Origin of the sequence: Rhizobium lusitanum, from assembly GCF_014189535.1 — a bacterium.
Lineage (GTDB): Bacteria > Pseudomonadota > Alphaproteobacteria > Rhizobiales > Rhizobiaceae > Rhizobium > Rhizobium lusitanum_C.
In genome coordinates, this window is record NZ_CP050307.1 from 341,097 (window position 1) to 358,853 (window position 17,757).

A 17,757-nucleotide genomic window follows, 5' to 3' on the forward strand; every position below is an offset into this window, starting at 1 on the left:
ATATATTAAAGAAAACACCGCAACACACCGTTTCACTAGAACTGGCTCCGGCAACACTCTGCCATATTTTCCAGGAGCCAAATCTTTGCTGAGAACACCCACCATCAGTGTCGCGCTGATCGCCCTGTGCGCGACCGTCGCGGGATGCACCACTGCCGATCCCACCGTCTACGCGGGTCTGGCTTCGGCACCGCAGCTTCAACCGAATCCGGACGATAAAGGCGGCCGCGTACCCTATCGGTACAAGGGCAATGTCGACTGGAGGCAGTACAACAAGATCATCGTCGATCCCGTCACTGTCTATAACGGTCCGGACAACCAGTTCGTGAAGATCGCCGACGAAGACAAATCGGTCCTTGCCAGCTACATGCAGGACCAATTCACGCAAAAGCTGCGGACGCGCTTTGCCGTCGTCAATAATCCCGGCCCCGGCCCCGGCCCCGGCACGCTCCGGCTCCATCTGACGCTGACAGGTGCCAAGGATACCACTCCGGTCCTCGGACCCTTCTCGCATCTTGATGTTGGTGGCAACGCTATCAATGCCGTTCAGGCCGTTCGCGGTCGCGAAGGGACGATGGCGGGCTCGGTGAACTATGCCGTCGAAATCTACGATGCGCCGAGCAATCGCCTGCTCTCCGCCTATGTGGCCAAGCAATATCCGAATGCAATGAACGCTGGTGCGACCTTCTCCCGCTTGAAGGGCTCCAAGATCGGGATCGAGAAGGGCGCGAACGCACTTCTTGAACAGCTGCAGTGGAAAGCACATCGGCTGGCCCTGATGCAGGCAAACGCACTACCGATATGTGTCGGGGAACGCATTGCTTTGCGTTTCCCGACACATATCGGGTGACCCTTGTCGTTCAATCGATGTCGGACATTGTCGAGATTGACCGGGCGCCTTTAACTGCGCGTGGCGTGATCTCAATCGGCGTCAAAAATCTCCGTCAAAACCTTGAGAAGCCGAAGCACGTCCGGATGATCGCAAGAATAATATCTGAATTGCGCCTCGCTGCGAAATTTTATGATTCCCGATCGATGAAGACGTGCGAGATGCCGGCTCAAGGCCGGCTGAGATATGCCGATTTTTCTGGCGAGGCCGTTTACGTCCTGTTCGTGGTCCGACAGGAAAACGCAAACTTGTAGCCTGCTCGGGTTGGCTAGCTGGCTGAGAAGATCTGCATGCCATGATAGGCGTTGATCTCGTGTTGCGTGATCTGAATACATAAAATGATCGATTGTTAATAACGAATCGGAGGGGCTGGTGGAAAGTCCATTGTTCTCCGACGATACACGCACCGGCTGCAAAGTTTTGTTCTGATTTGTTGCGATATGTTGCGTCTTGCGGGGCGGTTCGTCAGCTTGAGCAGCTCCGACGAAGGATGCACGCTAAACCGTCGACTGAATGTATCGATGTATCACCAAGACGGCCGCTCGCGACAAACTGTAACAAAAACGAACCGATTGCCTTGTTTTGGTCCGGCTTTTGACATCACGCCGCTAACTAGTCCGGTTATCTCTGTCTCTAGCGAACAGGAGGTAGCCATGACCTATAAAGAATTGACGATAGCCGATGTTCTCAACGATCCGTTGATCCGGCAGGTAATGCGCGCGGATCAGGTATCCCTGAGCGGGATGACGAACCTGCTGCAAGATGCAGCGCATAGACTTAATAGCGTGAAGACATTGCGCGGCAAGGCGGAGATCGGCTTGCCGGGTGGCGTGAACGCGATCGTGGCCAGCGCTGCCGGCAATGAGACGTGGTGGCCACATCAATTATGCGGCCGCTGATGATCGCTTTCGCCGAAGCCTGCTTCCAAAAACTGACGGCGCGCGTATTCGCGCGTGAGAGGCCGATATCCCTACGCCAATAGGTCCTGAGAGCCCGCGCCTTCATTAGGAGGGGCGTCAAGCATCCTTGGGGGTCAGTGCATTGATGGCCCGGCTTTGCTGGTGTGCGACACTCTTGAGCCGGTGCTGATCGCTTTTTGCGAGTGAACGCTGCGAAAAAAGTGGGGAATGCGCGAAGATCCGGGTGCCTTGACCTTGCGGGTTCCTCGGATGATGGGAATTGACGGACCAAGGCTTGGAAATGTTGCTCTCCAAGCCGCTCAACGCTAATCATTGAGTACTCAGTTTCCGTCAGGCCGCTTGCCGCACCGAATGAAGGCAAAGCGTTCTTCTCCACAGGCTCTCCGGGATACCAGCAAGATGAATTCGCACGTCAATGATCTCAACGCGCTCGTACAGCAGCTTTCATCGCAGCAAGAGGAGCATTTGATCGAGGTCCGCCGTGATATCCACGCCCATCCCGAGACCGGTTTCGATGTCGTCAGAACAAGCGGCGTGGTCGCGCGCGAGCTCGCGAGCCTTGGGATCGAACATCAGACCGGCATCGGCCGCACCGGCGTGGTCGGCTTCATCAAAGGTGGGCGCCCCGGCCCAACGCTTCTCATTCGCGCGGACATGGACGCGCTGCCGATCCAGGAGCAGACCGGCCTGCCGTTTGCCAGCCGGATTGAGGGCAAGATGCATGCTTGCGGCCACGATCTGCATACGGCGACGTTGATCGGCGTCGGCGCGGTTCTCAAGGACATCGCGCCGCGGCTCAGCGGCAACATCAAGCTGATGTTCCAGCCGGCCGAGGAAACCCAGGAGAGTGGTGCTGCGGCGATGATCGTCGACGGCGTGCTGGATGGCGTCGATTATGCGCTTGGCTTTCATAATCACCCGGACGAGCCGCTTGGGACCTTCAGTTTCGTCGGTGGCATATCGACGGGCTCGTCGGACGAGTTCGACATCACCATCCATGCCAAATCCGGCCATGCCGCGCGACCGCATATGGCCGTCGATCCAGTCGTTGCGACAGCGCATCTCATTACGCAGTTGCAGGCGATCGTTTCACGCGAGGTCGATCCGATGCGTCCGGCCGTGCTGACGATAGGCTCCATCCACGGCGGCAACACCCACAACATCATTCCGGACTCCGTTGTCCTTATGGGAACGGTTCGCTGCCAGGACGCGCAATCGCGCGATGCAATCGAAGCTGCCATCCGGCGTATCTGCGACGGGCTGGAAGCATCCATGCGCGTTCGCTGCGAGATCAACTACGTGCGCGGCGTGCCGTCGCTGATCAATGACGAGCATCTTTTGACGACGACCATGGCGGCGATCCGGGAGCATTACGGCGACGTCATTGTGGAACGCGAGGCCGGTCTCGGGGCGGAGGATTTCGCCCTGGTTGGTGCCAAGGTCCCGGCTTTCCAGCTTGGGGTCGGCGCGTCCCAGGAAGGCCGCGATGATCGCCTCCACAATTCCGATTATCAGCCCGATGAGCGCTGCATTGCAAACGGTGTGGTGGCGCTGTCGCTGGCGGCCGTAAAGCTCCTGGCTTAGCCGGGAGGGCTTCCTTTTGCGACACGGGACCGGCCACTAAGCCGGTTTTGCATTTTGTTTCTTCCGGATCATCGATTTTTAGGAGGAAATTGCGCGCTTGATGTTAGCCGATACCATAGGAAATGTGCCACGCGGCTGCTGCAACGCGGAGCCGGAAGCGACAAGATGAAGAGGGACAGATTTTAATGCCGGGCGAAAAGACGATTTCGAACATCCTGCAGCCGACACGGCGCCGGTTCCTGCAAACCGCGGGCGCCTTGTCGGCGACGCTTTCGGCAGGCGGGCTTTTACTTCCCGGCAGCGCTGCGGCGCAGGCGGAAACGCCGGTCCGGGGCGGGCATCTCGTGCTCGGGCTGGACACGGCCTCGAGCTCGGACAGGCTCGATCCTGCCTTCTATACCGAAGCCTATATGTACACGGTCGGCTTCCAGCTCTTCAACACCGTCGTCGAACTCGGCCCGGACGGTAAGCTGATCGGCGCGCTCGCCGAAAGCTGGGAACCGGCAACGCCCGATGGCAGCAAGTGGGTCTTCAAGCTGAAGAAGGGCATCCAGTTCCATAATGGCAAGGAACTGACCGCGCAGGACGTTGTCTACTCGCTCAATCATCACCGCGGCGAAAAGAGCAATTCCGGCGGCAAGGGCCAGCTTCTGTCGGTCACCGACATCAGCGCCAGCGACACGCATGAAGTCACCGTCACGCTGAACTCCGGCAATGCCGATTTCCCGGCCGCTCTCGTCGACTACCACCTCGGCATCGGCCCCGACGGCGGCGATTTCGACAAGGGTGTCGGCACCGGCGCCTTCATTCTCGAAGACTTCCAGCCTGGCGTTCGCGCGCTGACCAAGCGCAACCCGAATTACTGGGCATCGGACCGCGCCTTCGTCGATTCCGTCGAAACTATCGCCATGAGCGATGCGACGGCCCGCATGGCGGCGCTTCTGAGCGGACAGGTTCACATCATCAACCGCGTCGAGCCGCGTGCCGTCAGCCGGCTCACGGCACGGCCGGGCGTGCAGATCCTGCGCTCTCAGGAAAACACGATGTACTGCTTCCCGATGCGGGTCGACACTGCTCCCTACAACAATCTCGACCTGCGGCTGGCGCTGAAATATGCGATCGACCGCGAGGAGTTGCAGAAGAGCCTGCTCGTTGGTACGGGCGCCATCGGCAACGATAATCCAATCGCTTCCTGGAACCCCTATTTCGCCAAGGACATTCCGCAGCGCGCCTATGACCCCGAGAAGGCGGCCTTCCACTTCAAGAAGGCGGGTTCGCCGAGCGGTATCCAGATCAGCGCCTCCGACAACGGCTTCCCCGGCTCGGTCGACGCGGCACAGCTCTATCAGGCGTCCGCCGCCAAGGCCGGCATCACCATCGATGTCGACCGCGTGCCCTCCGACGGATATTGGGACGAGGTCTGGCTGAAGAAGCCGTTCGTCGCCTCCAACTGGTCGGTACGCCCGACGGCCGACGCCATGCTGTCGCTGATCCTCCAGTCCGACGCGCCTTGGAACGAAACCGCCTGGCGCGACGAGTCCTTCGACAAGCTGCTGGCAGCGGCGCGTGTCGAGCTGGACGAGACCAAGCGCAAGCAGATCTATCATGACCTGCAGCTCAAGCTGGTGAACGAAGGCGGCGAGATCATCCCGCTCTTCGTCGACAATCTGGCGGCTGCCAGCGACAAGGTCGGCGGCTATGTTCCTGTGCCGGGCGGCGGCGATCTCAGCGGCTACCGCATCGCCGAGCGTGCCTGGCTCAAGGCCTAAAACATCTCGCAACAGAACGCCTATCGGTCCCCGGATTGTTATCCGGGGGCTCTTTTTTCCAGATAGGGCCGCTAAACCGTTGCGCTAGGCTGTCATTCGCGATAGCGGCCATGCGTGGAATTTTTCGGAACAGACAGATGAACAACCAGCCTCTGGCTGAGGAGATCCAGCTCGAAACGCAGGCATTGGCGCCACCGGCACGCAAATCGGCCGGCGGTCATCTCTTGCGCCTGCTTATCAAGCGTCTGGCTCTCGGTCTCGTGCTGTTATGGGCGGTCTCGCTGGTCATCTTTGCCGGCACCCAGATTCTCCCCGGCGATGTCGCAACCGCGATGCTCGGCCAGCAGGCAACGCCGGAGGCGGTCGCCAGCATCCGCAAGGAACTCGGGCTCGAAAAGCCCGCGCCACAACGTTACGTCGAATGGCTAGGCGGCGCCGTGCGCGGCGATTTTGGGCGCAGCTCCAGTAACCGCCAGGATATCGCCAAAAGTATCGCGCCACGCCTGAAGAACACGCTTTATCTGGCGGCGATGGCGGCGATCATTGCTGTGCCTTTGTCCATCCTGCTTGGAATCCTCTGCGTGCTTTACGTTGGGACCTGGGTCGACCGGACCATCGGCATCGTCACGCTCAGCGCCATATCGCTACCGGAGTTTTTCGCGGGCTACCTGCTGATCGCCTATTTTTCCGTGAGCCATTTCTGGCTTCCAAGCAGCGCCACGGTCTCCGACGCCATGCCCCTGGGGCAACGCCTCATCACCATGCTGCTTCCCTGCCTGACGCTGGTTCTGGCCGTCGTCGGACACATGATGCGGATGACGCGGGTAGCGCTTCTGAACGTCATGGCGTCTCCTTATATCGAGACGGCGTTCCTGAAGGGGCTGCCGGGCTGGCGTATCATCTGGAAACATGCGCTGCCGAATGCGGTGTCGCCGATCGTCAATGTCGTGGCCCTCAATCTCGCCTATCTCATCGTCGGCGTCGTCGTGGTCGAGGTGATCTTCGTCTATCCCGGCATGGGGCAGTATCTCGTTGACCACGTAGCCAAGCGTGACGTGCCGGTCGTGCAGGCCGCCGGCCTGATATTCGCCGCCGTCTATATCCTGCTCAATATCGTCGCCGACATGGTCGCCATTCTTGCCAATCCCCGATTGAGGCATCCGCGATGAGAAATCTGCCGCGTTTGACGCCCCTGGCGGTGCTCGGTCTTGCGGGCCTGGTGATTTTTCTCGTTATGGCGCTGCTGGCGCCATGGATCGCACCGCATCCGGTATCGCAAGTGGTCGGCGGCGTTTGGGACATGCCATCCGCCAACGCGCTGCTCGGCACGGATAATATCGGCCGCGATCTCTTTTCGCGGCTGCTCTGGGGCGCGCGCATCACTTTCGTCATTGCGGCACTTGCGACCATCCTTGCTTTCGTCATTGGCGTCTCGCTCGGTTTATACGCTGCCGTCCGGCGCGGGATCATCGATCAGGTGCTGTCGCGGTTGAACGATCTGGCGATGGCGATCCCGACGCTGATCCTGGCGCTGGTCGTGCTCGCCGTTCTGCCGAAAACCATGATCGTGCTCATTCTCGTCATGGCCGGGCTTGATGCGACGCGGGTCTTCCGCGTCAGTCGGGCGCTTGCCAGCGATCTGGTCACCCTGGATTATGTCGAAGTGGCGCGCCTTCGCGGCGAGGGCTGGGGCTGGATCATCTTCAAGGAAATCCTGCCGAACGCACTGTCACCGCTGCTCGCCGAATTCGGCTTGCGCTTCGCCTTTGCCATTCTCTTCTTGTCGACGCTCTCCTTCCTCGGCCTCGGCGTCCAGCCGCCGATTGCCGATTGGGGCAGCCTGGTGAAGGAGAACAAGGACGGGCTGGTGTTCGGTGTCTTCGCCGCCCTCATTCCGGGCGCTGCGATCGCGATCCTCGTCATCTGCGTCAATCTCGTCGTGGACTGGATGCTCCAGAAGACGACCAGCCTGAAAGGCGTTCGCCGCCATGGCTGAGACCTTGCTCAAAGTTACCGATCTGGAGATCAAGGCCGGCGATCAGATCATCGTCGACAAGGTGTCGTTCACGCTGGAAAAGGGACGTGTTCTCGGCCTGATCGGTGAATCCGGAGCGGGAAAATCCACGATCGGGCTTGCCTCGCTCGGCTATAGCCGCGACGGGTTGCGCATCACCGGTGGTCGCGCGGATCTGAACGGCACTGACATCCTAGCCCTGCGCGGTCGCGATTCCAGGCGCCTGCGCGGCGCGGCGGTCACCTATGTCGCGCAGTCGGCCGCTGCAGCCTTCAATCCGGCCTATCCGCTCATCGAACAGGTGATCGAAGCCACGCTCTGGCACGGTCTCATGAACCGCAGCGACGCCATAGCCCGGGCAAAGGAACTCTTTGCCCTACTCGGTCTTCCCGATCCCCAGAATTTCGGCGATCGCTATCCGCATCAGGCGTCCGGCGGCCAGTTGCAGCGTGCCATGACGGCGATGGCGCTGTGCCCGCATCCCGAACTGATCGTCTTTGACGAGCCGACGACCGCGCTCGACGTGACCACCCAGATCGAAGTCCTCGCCGCCATCAAGCAGGCGATCGAGAAGACCGGGACCTCCGCGCTCTACATCTCCCACGATCTTGCCGTGGTGGCGCAGGTGGCCGACGAAATTCTCGTGTTGCGCCATGGTCGGATGGTCGAGCAGGGGCCGGTCGATCGTATCTTCAATGCGCCGCAGGAAGATTATACCAAGCAACTCGTCTCCATGCGTCAGTCCGAAAAACTGGCCAAGCCGGTGGCGGATGCAGATGCCCTTCTCAGCATCAAGGACATAGAGGCGGGGTACACGCCAGGGACGACCGTGCTCAAAGGCATCAGCCTTGAGATTGGTCGCGGCGAAACGTTGGCGGTTGTGGGCGAATCCGGTTCGGGCAAATCGACGCTGGCGCGTGTCGTCACCGGCCTGCTGCCGGCCGACAAGGGCAGCCTGCGCTTCAACGGACAGACCTTGCCGACCGATCTTGCCTCACGCGGACGCGAGATCCTGCGTGATATACAGATCATCAACCAGATCCCTGATCTTGCGCTCAACCCGCGCCAGACCGTCGAGGCGATCCTCGCCCGACCGCTTGCCTTCTATTTCGGTCTTGGCGGTGCGGAACTCGACCGGCGCGTGACAGCGCTGCTCGATCAGGTCGAACTTGCGCAGACCATGCGCGGGCGCTATCCCTCGGAACTCTCCGGCGGCCAGAAGCAGCGCATCTGCATTGCGCGTGCGCTGGCTGCCGCGCCTAAGTTGATCATTTGCGACGAGCCGACATCGGCGCTCGATCCGCTGGTGGCCGAAGGCATTCTTGGTCTTCTGACACGGCTACAAAACGAGAGCGGCACATCCTATCTGTTCATCACGCACGATCTCGCCATCGTGCGTGCCATAGCTGATACGGTTGCGGTCATGCTGGATGGTAAAATAGTGCGCTATGGCCGCAAGAGCGACGTGCTGGCACCGCCCTTCGACCCTTATACGGAAAAGCTGATCGCATCGGTCCCGGAAATGCGCCCTGGCTGGCTGGACGAGGCCATCGCCCGGCGCACGCCCGGAAAAAGCCGCCCGCTGACTGCTGCCGAAATTACGATTTAGTAGAAACAAGGAATGACACGATGACAAAGCGCGGACTTATTCTGGATGGTGGCACCGGCCGCGAACTCGAACGTATCGGCGCGCCTTTCCGTCAGCCGGAATGGTCGGCGCTGGCCTTGATGGAAGCGCCTGAATTCGTCCGCAAGGTCCATGACAATTACATCGAGGCCGGCACCGACGTCATCACGACCAATAGCTACGCCGTGGTACCGTTCCATATCGGTGACGAGCGTTTTGAAGCTGATGGCGCCATGTTGGCCGCACGCGCCGGGCGCATTGCGCGCGAGGCGGCGGATGCATCGACGGATCGCAAGATCCTCGTTGCCGGTTCGCTGCCGCCGGTCTTCGGTTCCTACCAGCCGGATCTTTTCGACCCCAAGCGGGCAGGGCACTATCTCGATACGTTGGTCGGCGGCATGACACCCTACGTGGATTTGTGGCTCGCCGAAACCCAGAGCAGCCTGGCTGAGGCGCGCGCCGCCCGTGAGGCGACGCTTTCGACCGGCAAGCCCCTCTGGGTCTCCTTCACCTTGCGCGACGATCTCGCTCCCTCGGACATGCCGGAACCGCTGCTGCGCTCGAACGAGACCGTCAAGGCCGCCGCCGAACTCGTTGCTTCCTTCGGCGGCGAGGCCATGCTGTTCAATTGCAGCATGCCGGAAGTCATGGAAGCGGCGATCGAAACGGCGCGCGCCACCTTCGCTGCCCTCGGCGCAGACATTCAGGTCGGAGTCTATGCCAACGCGTTTGGCTCGCAGCAGGGCGATGAGGAGGCGAATGCCACACTGAGCGAAATCCGCAACGATCTCGATCCCGACAGCTACGGCCAGTGGGCCGGGCGCTGGGCCGCCTCCGGCGCCAGCATCATCGGCGGCTGCTGCGGTATCGGCGTGGATCACATCCACGCGCTGTCGGGCCGCTATCGCTGCATCTGAGCAGTCGATCTTCCATGCGGGCGTGATGAGGCAAGCCCGGTCCGACCGGCCAAGTCTTAAAGCGCGCCGCTTCTGTTGAGCGAGATCGCGTAGACGCTGGTGGTCGCGGTGATGAAGAGCTTGTGCTTGCCGCGTCCGCCGAAGCAGAGGTTGGACACGGTCTCGGGAACCAGCAGCTTACCCATGAGGTGACCATCCGGCGCGATACAATGGACCCCGTCGCGCGCGGAGGACCAGAGATTGCCGTCGCTATCCAGCCGCATTCCGTCGGCACAGCCCGGCGAGATCACATGAAAGACCTCGCCGCCGGTCAGTCGCCAGTTTTCGCCGACATTGAAGACGCGGATATGTTGTGGATCGTTGCTGTGCATGCGGCCGGTATCGGCGACATACAGCTTCTTCTCGTCGGGGCTGAAGGCAAGTCCGTTCGGGCAATTGAAGTCGGTGAGCACGGCCGACATCGAACCTGAGGCATCGACACGATAGACGTTGCAGGGCGATTCCTGCTCGCTTTTATAGCCTTCGTAATCGGTGGCGATGCCGTAATGCGGGTCGGTGAACCAGATGGCACCATCTGAGGCGACGATGACATCGTTGGGCGAATTCAGTCGCTTGCCCTGATAGCTGTCGGCAATGACCGTGATCGAACCATCATATTCCGTCCGGGTCACGCGCCGGCCACCATGCTCGCAGCTCACAAGACGACCCTGCCGGTCGCGGGTGTGGCCGTTGGAGAAGTTCGACGGTTCGCGATAAATGCTCGTGCCGAGGCCGGGTATCCAGCGCATGATGCGGTTGTTGGGGATGTCAGAAAACAGAAGGCAGTTCTGATCGCCGAACCAGACGGGTCCCTCAACCCAATCGAAGCCGGTGGCAATCTGCTTCACGGGTGCGTTGCCGAGGACGAAGCGACCGAAGACCGGATCCACGATTTCGAAGAACGACATTTTGACATTACCTCCCATAATGCTGCATCCTGTTATCGATAACATAATCGGATGCGTCCGCAAGCGGGAGGATAATGCATGAGCCATATTGTGGCGTCGAGTGTCTTGAGCGACGAGGGAGTGATCAAGCTGTTGACAGCGGCGATCGGCGAGGCCGCCGCGATGGGGCAGCCGCAATGCATCGCCATTGTTGATGCAAGCGGCGTGTTGCTTGCCTCTTTCCGCATGCGCGGATCGCGTTTCCTGTCGTTGAAAAGTGCGCTCGCCAAGGCTCGCACGGCAGCATCCATTGGAGCGCCGAGCCATTCCGTTCCCGAACATGCAAAGCTCCTGCTGGCGGCTGCCACGCAAGGTGAGGCAACGGGTCTCAGGGGCGGTCTTCCCATCCGCATCGCCGGCGTGCTTGTCGGCGGGATCGGCGTTGGGTCCGGCTCGGGAGAACAGGACGAGGCGGTTGCCCTTGTTGCGCTGAAGGCTATTGGGGCGGATCTGGACTGAAAGGCCTGATCACTCGCGAACAGGACCTGCCGGTAAATCATCCTTGCCGGCAGGCCCTGTTTTTTTGATGCGTCAGGCGAAGACGATCTGAGCCTTCATGGCGCGGCTGCGATCCGAGGCGATCTCGAAGGCGCTGATGGCGTCAATCAGCGGCACGGAATGGGTGATCAACGGCTTTACGTCGATCAGGCCCTTGCGCATCAGGTCGACGCCGAAGGCGGAATTCCTCGTGGAAGCGGAACGAGCCGCGCAGATCCAGTTCCTTCGCCGTAATCGCCATCATCGGCAGCGTCATGTCGCCGCCAAGGCCCAATTGCACGATGATACCGCGCGGTCGGAGCGCGGCGATGCCGCCGACGAGGGCAGGGGCAGCGCCGGAGCATTCATAGAGCACATCGAAGGTGCCCTTGTCGGCCGAATAGGCGGCGAGTGCCTCGGGGTCTTCCTTGGTGTTGATGACCCTGTCCGCGCCAGCCTGTTTTGCAACGGAAAGCGTGAAATCCGACAGATCGGTCGCGACGATTTCCACGGCACCGGCGCGGCGTGCGGCCAGAATCGACAGCACGCCGATCGGTCCGCACCCGGTGACGAGAACGCGCTTGCCGAGCAGCTCGCCAGCGCGCTTTGTCGCGTGCAGGGTCACGGCCAGTGGTTCGGCCATCGCGGCTTCACCGGACGTCAGGCCGTCGGCGGGAACGCATTGAATGGCATCGGCGACCAGCGTTTCGCGGAACGCGCCCTGAATATGCGGGAAGGGCATGGCGCTGCCATAGAAGCGCATGTTCAGGCACTGATTGTGCAGGCCTTGCTGGCAATAGCGGCACGTCCGGCAGGGACGTGATGGGGAAACGGCGACGAGCTGGCCGACCTCGAGCCCTTGGACACCAGGCCCAAGGGCCGTAACCGTTGCGCTGACTTCGTGTCCGAGGATCATCGGCTGCTTCAGGCGGACCGCGCCGAAGCCGCCGTGATTGTAATAATGCAGGTCGCTGCCGCAGACCCCGCCAGTGGCGAGCTTCAGCTTGACCTCACCCGCACCCGGCTCTTCCTCCGGATAGTCCTCGATCCGCAAATCCTTGGCGGCGTGAGCGACGATGGCTTTCATGTCTTTCTCCTTACAGAACGGGTGTCAGCAACGGCTGGCCGGCAAAATGGGCGGCGAGATTGTCGCGGACGAGCTGTCCCATGGCCTTGCGGGTCTCAATAGTACCCGAGGCGTGGTGGGGCTGCAAAAGAACATTGTCCAGCGCCAGAAAGCGCGGATTGAGCTTCGGCTCGCCTTCGAAGACATCGAGCGCCGCCGATCCGAGCTCAGCCGTTTCAAGAGCTTCCAGCAGCGCATCCTCGTCGATGTTGGAGGCGCGCGATATGTTGATCAGCATGCCATCCGGACCGAGCGCCTGGATCACTTCTTTCCCGACGATGTGGCGGGTTGCGGCAGAGGCGGCGAGTGTCACGAACAGAAAATCGGATTGCTCGGCCAGCGCCACGGGATCGGCCACGAATTCCATATCGGTCGCGTAGCTCTTTGCCTCGACGTCGGAATAGGCGATCTTCATGTCGAAGCCCTTCAGCCGCTTGGCAACCTCGAAGCCGATGCGGCCAAGGCCAAGCACGCCGGCGCGACGTCCCCAGATGCGGCGCTTCAGCGGATAGAGGCCCTTTTCCGCCCAGCTTCCGTCGCGCACCCATGTTTCGGCGCCGAGCATGCCACGCGACTGGCAGAGCATCATGGCGATACCCAGATCGGCGACATCATTGGTGAGCACGTCTGGCGTATTCGTCACGCGGATACCGCGTTCGCGGCAGGCCTGGAGATCGACCGCATCGAAGCCGACACCGTAGACCGAGATCACTTCCAGCTTGGGGCAGGCCTCGATCATGGCGCGATTGGCCCCGAGTTCGCCGCGTGTGGCGATCGCCTTCACCGAGGGGCCGACATCTGCCAAAAGAGCCGTCTTATCCTCGGACTCGAAATAACGATGAACGCGAAACGCCGCGTCCAAAGGCTCCTGATCCCATTGCGGATAGGGTCCAACTTGTAGAATTATCGGCTTGTCCATCTTTTTACATCCTCCCTTGACATCGAATGTTATCGATAACATAAACAAGGGCAACAGCATTTGTCGAGATAAAAAACGGAGGAAACGATGTCTCTTGGCCTCTTCGATCTGAAAGGGCGGCGTGCTCTTGTAACGGGTTCGTCCCAAGGCATCGGGCTTGCTCTCGCCAAGGGATTGGCGGCAGCAGGCGCCGAACTGGTGCTCAACGGTCGCGACGCGGAAAAACTTGCCAGGACTGCGGCCCTGTTCGAGGGCAAGGTTCACACATTGCCTTTCGACGCGACCGATCATGAGGCTGTCCGCAGCGCGGTAGACGCGTTCGAAGCCGGGACCGGCGCCATCGACATTCTCGTCAACAATGCCGGCATGCAATTCCGCTCGCCGCTGGAAGAGTTTCCCGCGGATGCGTTCGAGCGGCTTCTTCGCACCAACATATCGAGCGTTTTCAACGTTGGTCAGGCTGCTGCCCGCCATATGATCAAGCGCGGTGCCGGCAAGATCATCAACATCGCCAGCGTCCAGACCGCACTGGCACGCCCCTCGATTGCTCCCTACACCGCGACCAAGGGCGCCGTCGGCAATCTCACCAAGGGCATGGCGACGGATTGGGCCAAGTATGGGCTACAGTGCAATGCCATCGCGCCGGGCTATTTCGATACACCGCTGAATGCCGCGCTGGTTGCTGATGCCGATTTCTCCGCATGGCTTGAGAAGCGCACTCCGGCTGGTCGTTGGGGACGTGTCGAGGAACTGGTCGGCGCCTGCATCTTCCTGGCCTCCGATGCTTCCTCCTTCGTCAACGGGCATGTGCTTTACGTAGATGGCGGGATCACGGCGTCGCTTTAAGGGGATGCCGCAGGCGGTTGCGGCTGCGGCAAGTTTTTTTGTCGGCGCGATGAGGACGCGCAGGCCATGATAGCGGATATGGATCACCGTTCGAAACGGACGTCGCGATGATCCCTCGCGACATTGGAGGAGGAACAGCCATGAGCAACAAGGTGGCGCTGATCGGCGCGGGCGCAATGGGCGGAGCCATCGGCACGCGCCTGGCCGAGACCGGCAACAGCCTGACAGTCTTCGACCTCGACAAGGAGAAGGTGGCGGTGCTGACGGCCAAGGGCGCGAGTGCAGCACCCAGCGCCGCGCAGGCGGCTGCCGTGTCCGACTATGTCATTCTCAGCCTGAATTCTCCGAACATCGTGCGTGCCGCTGTGTTCGGCGCCGGCGGTGTCGCGGAAGGCGCCAGACCCGGCACATTGATCATCGATATGTCCTCGATCGATCCGGACGCCACCAAGGCACTTGCCTCCGACGCCGCGGCAAAGGGGCTGCGCTGGGTGGACAGCCCGCTGTCTGGTGGCGCTCCCAAGGCGCTGATCGGCCAGTTGACGTTGATGGCTGGCGGCAGCGAGCAGGATGTCGCGGATGCGCATCAGGTGCTCAAGCATGTCGCCTCGAATTATACCCATATGGGGCCATCGGGCGCCGGGCAGACCACGAAGCTGATCAATCAGGTGCTATGCGCACTGAACTTCCTTGCCGTTGCGGAAGCGACCCAACTGGCGCTCGACGCCGGCGTGGATGCGGCCAAGATCCCGCAGGCGCTGAAGGGCGGGCGGGCTGATAGCGCGCTCCTGCAGGAATACATGCCGCGCTACGTGACCAAGGATTATCGCCGTACCGGCCGGATCGACAACATGGTCAAGGACCTGAACGGCGCGCAGGACCTTGCCCGACGCACCAACACCGCCATGCCGCTGACTGCCGTCTGCGCCGAAGTGCATCGCATGCTGACGGCTGCGGGCCTTGGCGGCGAGGACCAGGCGGCGCTGATGGAATTCTTCAAGGGACCGAACAAGGAGATCGCCGAATGATTACCCGCTACGCACTATTCGAAGGCAAGGTCAGGGAAGGTGAGACGGAGGCGTTTCGCGCCGCGGTCATAGAGACCATTTTGCCGAAATGGAAGCAATTCCCCGGTGCTCTCGATGTTCGCGTATCCTTCGCGGAGGCCCGGGACGAAGGCGCTCCGGAATATCCGATGATCCTTGCCATCAATTATCCAGATACCGCCGCAGTCGAGGCTGCTCTTGCAAGCCCGGTGCGAACCGAAGCGCGAGCTGCGACGGAAGCGGTGCTCTCGAGGTTCTTCGAAGGCCGCATCCATCATCATGTAACGCTGGCCAATGAATTCGTGCTTTGAATCTGTTCTGCCATGACGGCTGCACGATGCGGAGCGGAAGACCCGGTCTTCTCGTCTCAGGATGAGCAAAGGGTGCGCACTTGCTATTTTAAGGCGATGTATATTACTGTCATGGTAACGATAACATAGGCAGTTGATGAGCAATATACGCAAGCCACCGACCATGGCTGACATCGCCCGGGTCATGGGGGTTTCCCCCATGACCGTGTCGCGTGCATTCAAGGCGGACAGTCTGGTCAGCACGGAGACCAGGGAGGCCATTCTCAAGGCCGCCGAGGATCTGGGCTATGTCTTCGACAGCACGGCGTCCAATCTGCGCTCACAGAAGTCCGATTTCGTCGCTGTCACCATTCCCTCCATCAACAACGCCAATTTCGCGGATACCGTCGGCGGGCTCGCCGATACGCTTGCCACCCGCAACATGCAGATCCTGCTGGGTTACACCAATTACGACATGCAGGAGGAGGAGCGGCTGATCGAGCAGCTTCTGCGCCGCAAGCCGCAGGCGATCGTCGTGACCGGCGGCAGGCATACGCCGCGCGCGCGCCGTCTGCTGGAGACGGTCAATATCCCGGTGATCGAGACCTGGGACATTCCGACCGAGCCGATCGGGCACTATGTTGGCTTTTCCAATGCCGGCGCCGTTCGCCAGATGGTGGATCACTTCGTCAGCGCCGGCCATCGCCGCATTGCCTTCATCGGCGGCGATGTCGGGCGCGATACGCGTGGCAGCGAGCGCCGGACTGGCTTCATTGCCGCAATGGAGGCGCATGGGCTGGATGCCTCACGGCTGATCGCGGCCGGAGCGCCGCCCATTTCGATGCGCGAAGGCGCCAATGCGATGGCAAGGCTGATCGAAATCTATCCGGATACACAGGCAGTTGTCTGCGTATCGGATCTCGCGGCCTATGGCGCGCTGACGGAATGTCGCCGGTTGAACGTTGCCGTACCAGAGCGTTTTGCGATTGGTGGTTTCGGCAACTATGAAATCGGCGAGGTCTGCGTGCCGACGCTGACAACGATCAACGCTTTTGCGCGCGAGATCGGCGAAAAGACCGCCAGGCTAATCCTCGATATCCTGGATGATGGACTGCCGGTCGAGGATGTCAGAATCACCCCCGAACTGATCGTGCGCGACAGCAGCCGCTAGGCTTTGCCTGTCGCCCGAATGCAAAAGCGCGGCCTGAAGGCCGCGCCATTGTCATATTCGAGGCGGGATCACTTGCCCCAGATCTTCTGGTACTGATCCTTGTAGCCATTGCCGGGATCGAATGTGTTTTTCGGGCCTCCGTCCGTTTCCACATTGTCTGCCGTCACGACATGTAACGGCGACAGGTAGCCGGACCATTTCTCTCCCGAAAAAGCTCGGTTGAGCTCGTCGACCAGCTGCCAGCCCTGCAGGTTGAGAGGCTCGGCGACCGTCACCTTCTGATACTGGCCGGCGCGGATTCGCGCGTATGCGGATTCCGAACCATCACCGGCGGCCACATTGATCGGCGCGTCCGTGCCGCCCTTGCCGGCGGATGCAAGCGACGGTCCCATGAAGTCGAAATAGAGGTCGTTGATAGCCAGCGAATGGGTCCAGCTATCGCCGTACTTCTGCAGCAGCGAGGTGGTGAGCTGCGGCATACGCTGCGAGGTCTCGGCAATGGGGGTGTCGACATATTCCAGCACCTTGCCGCCAAGACGCTCGATCTCGGCCTTCATCTTGTCGGCCTTGGCAATGGCGATCGCATAGGTCGAGTCGGTGAAGATGATGACGCCGGGCTTGCCCTTGGCATCGACGAAGGCCCAGTCGGCGGCGGCCGTCGACACTTCCATCGCATCGGTGCTGACATTAGCGAACAGCCCGCTCTTCTCATCCGGGCCTATGACGGGTCCGGCATGCCAGGCGACCAGCGGGATCTTTGCAGCCTGCGCCTGCTCCAACGCCGGTGCCTGTTCGATCGCATCGAAGCCGTCGATGATGATGCCGTCTGGCTTCAAAGCCATGGCCTGGCCAAAGGCTGCGGTTCGTCCCCCGATCGAGCCCGCGCCATCCAGAACCTTGACCTGCCAGCCAATCGCCTTGGCTGCTTCCTCAACCCCGTTGCTGACGCCGAGAATGCCGCCATTCTTCAGGTCGCCGGCCAGCACGACGATTGTCTTGCCGGGTTGCGCCTTGGGACCGGTGGTGGGGCCATCCCATTTGGTGACCGGCGAGGCATATTTATCGACGACGGCCTTCGCGTCGGCCAGTGGATCCGCATAGGCGTGGCTTGCGCATAGCATCAACAGGCCCGTGGTTGCCTGCAGGAAATATCTGCGTTTCATTGTCTGTCTCCTC

17 protein-coding genes and 1 pseudogene are annotated in these 17,757 nt (G+C 60.9%); 13 read left to right on the forward strand and 5 right to left on the reverse strand.

Annotated features, from left to right (window positions below; all coding sequences use genetic code 11):
- Window positions 1–85: 85 nt before the first annotated feature.
- Complete coding sequence (locus HB780_RS04575; protein WP_286202967.1) at window positions 86–850, forward strand: DUF3313 domain-containing protein; 765 nt, start codon at window positions 86–88, stop codon at window positions 848–850.
- 71 nt (window positions 851–921) lie between these two features.
- On the opposite strand, the gene HB780_RS04580 is transcribed toward HB780_RS04575, so the two are convergent.
- On the reverse strand, window positions 922–1,224 hold the full coding sequence (locus HB780_RS04580; RefSeq protein ID WP_183689608.1) for an ArsR/SmtB family transcription factor: 303 nt from the start codon (window positions 1,222–1,224) through the stop codon (window positions 922–924).
- 318 nt (window positions 1,225–1,542) lie between these two features.
- Between HB780_RS04580 and HB780_RS04585 the strand changes: the two genes are divergently transcribed.
- From HB780_RS04585 to HB780_RS04615, 7 genes are all read left to right on the forward strand, one after another.
- A complete protein-coding gene (locus tag HB780_RS04585) occupies window positions 1,543–1,788 on the forward strand; it encodes a hypothetical protein (protein WP_183688868.1) in 246 nt (81 codons plus the stop codon).
- A gap of 420 nt (window positions 1,789–2,208) precedes the next feature.
- Entirely contained in the window at window positions 2,209–3,393 is a 1,185-nt protein-coding gene (locus HB780_RS04590) for a M20 metallopeptidase family protein (protein WP_183688869.1), read from the forward strand.
- Between the two features lie 185 nt (window positions 3,394–3,578).
- Window positions 3,579–5,162: an ABC transporter substrate-binding protein gene (locus tag HB780_RS04595; RefSeq protein ID WP_183688870.1), complete on the forward strand. Its 1,584-nt coding sequence runs from the start codon at window positions 3,579–3,581 to the stop codon at window positions 5,160–5,162.
- Between the two features lie 137 nt (window positions 5,163–5,299).
- A complete protein-coding gene (locus HB780_RS04600; protein ID WP_286202968.1) occupies window positions 5,300–6,331 on the forward strand; it encodes an ABC transporter permease in 1,032 nt (343 codons plus the stop codon).
- Complete coding sequence (locus HB780_RS04605; protein ID WP_183688871.1) at window positions 6,328–7,158, forward strand: ABC transporter permease; 831 nt, start codon at window positions 6,328–6,330, stop codon at window positions 7,156–7,158. The genes HB780_RS04600 and HB780_RS04605 overlap by 4 nt, the downstream gene beginning before the upstream one ends.
- A complete protein-coding gene (locus HB780_RS04610; protein WP_183688872.1) occupies window positions 7,151–8,785 on the forward strand; it encodes an ABC transporter ATP-binding protein in 1,635 nt (544 codons plus the stop codon). The genes HB780_RS04605 and HB780_RS04610 overlap by 8 nt, the downstream gene beginning before the upstream one ends.
- 20 nt (window positions 8,786–8,805) lie before the next feature.
- On the forward strand, window positions 8,806–9,720 hold the full coding sequence (locus tag HB780_RS04615) for a homocysteine S-methyltransferase family protein (RefSeq protein WP_183688873.1): 915 nt from the start codon (window positions 8,806–8,808) through the stop codon (window positions 9,718–9,720).
- 56 nt (window positions 9,721–9,776) lie between these two features.
- Here the strand turns inward: HB780_RS04615 and HB780_RS04620 are convergent, their stop codons facing one another.
- On the reverse strand, window positions 9,777–10,667 hold the full coding sequence (locus HB780_RS04620) for an SMP-30/gluconolactonase/LRE family protein (RefSeq protein ID WP_183688874.1): 891 nt from the start codon (window positions 10,665–10,667) through the stop codon (window positions 9,777–9,779).
- 78 nt (window positions 10,668–10,745) lie between these two features.
- Between HB780_RS04620 and HB780_RS04625 the strand changes: the two genes are divergently transcribed.
- Window positions 10,746–11,165, forward strand: a complete 420-nt coding sequence (locus HB780_RS04625; protein ID WP_183688875.1) for a GlcG/HbpS family heme-binding protein — start codon at window positions 10,746–10,748, stop codon at window positions 11,163–11,165.
- A 72-nt stretch (window positions 11,166–11,237) separates the two neighbouring features.
- Here the strand turns inward: HB780_RS04625 and HB780_RS04630 are convergent.
- Both HB780_RS04630 and HB780_RS04635 read right to left on the reverse strand, forming a co-directional pair.
- Window positions 11,238–12,270 (reverse strand): annotated as a pseudogene (locus HB780_RS04630) (L-idonate 5-dehydrogenase).
- A gap of 10 nt (window positions 12,271–12,280) precedes the next feature.
- On the reverse strand, window positions 12,281–13,228 hold the full coding sequence (locus HB780_RS04635) for a 2-hydroxyacid dehydrogenase (protein WP_183688876.1): 948 nt from the start codon (window positions 13,226–13,228) through the stop codon (window positions 12,281–12,283).
- Between the two features lie 87 nt (window positions 13,229–13,315).
- Here HB780_RS04635 and HB780_RS04640 point away from each other — a divergent pair, with 87 nt between their 5' ends.
- The 4 genes from HB780_RS04640 (at window position 13,316) to HB780_RS04655 (ending at window position 16,581) form a co-directional block, all read left to right on the forward strand.
- Window positions 13,316–14,074 (forward strand): SDR family oxidoreductase, encoded by a 759-nt coding sequence (locus HB780_RS04640; protein WP_183688877.1) that lies wholly within the window; start codon window positions 13,316–13,318, stop codon window positions 14,072–14,074.
- A gap of 140 nt (window positions 14,075–14,214) precedes the next feature.
- Window positions 14,215–15,102, forward strand: a complete 888-nt coding sequence (locus HB780_RS04645; RefSeq protein ID WP_183688878.1) for an NAD(P)-dependent oxidoreductase — start codon at window positions 14,215–14,217, stop codon at window positions 15,100–15,102.
- Complete coding sequence (locus HB780_RS04650) at window positions 15,099–15,431, forward strand: hypothetical protein (protein WP_183688879.1); 333 nt, start codon at window positions 15,099–15,101, stop codon at window positions 15,429–15,431. The genes HB780_RS04645 and HB780_RS04650 overlap by 4 nt, the downstream gene beginning before the upstream one ends.
- A 136-nt stretch (window positions 15,432–15,567) precedes the next feature.
- On the forward strand, window positions 15,568–16,581 hold the full coding sequence (locus HB780_RS04655; RefSeq protein WP_183688880.1) for a LacI family DNA-binding transcriptional regulator: 1,014 nt from the start codon (window positions 15,568–15,570) through the stop codon (window positions 16,579–16,581).
- 68 nt (window positions 16,582–16,649) lie between these two features.
- Here HB780_RS04655 and HB780_RS04660 read toward each other — a convergent pair whose 3' ends face one another.
- A complete protein-coding gene (locus HB780_RS04660; protein ID WP_183688881.1) occupies window positions 16,650–17,744 on the reverse strand; it encodes an ABC transporter substrate-binding protein in 1,095 nt (364 codons plus the stop codon).
- Window positions 17,745–17,757: the final 13 nt, after the last annotated feature.